This is a genomic window from Natrialba sp. PRR66 (assembly GCF_034808065.1).
Taxonomy (GTDB): domain Archaea; phylum Halobacteriota; class Halobacteria; order Halobacteriales; family Natrialbaceae; genus Natrialba; species Natrialba aegyptia.
The window spans coordinates 1-269 of sequence record NZ_JAXHGN010000126.1 but is presented as its reverse complement, the minus strand read 5'-3'; the positions used below and the strand labels follow the sequence as shown (position 1 = coordinate 269).

Genomic DNA, 269 nt, shown 5'->3' with positions numbered 1-269 from the left:
CGCCGGGTTCGCGTGGATACCCATCTCCTCGGCGTTCGCCGCGTCGTGCTTCAGACTCGTCGCGGTGATGAGCGCCTTCGAGGGGATGCACCCGCGGTTCAGGCACGCGCCACCGTATTCGTCCTTCTCGACGAGCGTGACGTCGAGCCCGAGCTGTCCCGCGCGGATGGCGGCGACGTATCCGCCGGGGCCCGCGCCGATTACCAGAAGGTCCGTGCCAGTTGTGACGTCTCCGACGACCATACTCGAACACACCCCGAGCAGGCATA

At 66.9% G+C, this 269-nt stretch carries 1 protein-coding gene; it reads right to left on the bottom strand.

Annotation, left to right across the window (positions count from 1 at the left end; genetic code table 11):
- On the bottom strand, window positions 1–243 hold a 243-nt coding region (locus SM755_RS23735; RefSeq protein WP_323174847.1), incomplete at its 3' end, for an FAD-dependent oxidoreductase.
- Window positions 244–269: the final 26 nt, after the last annotated feature.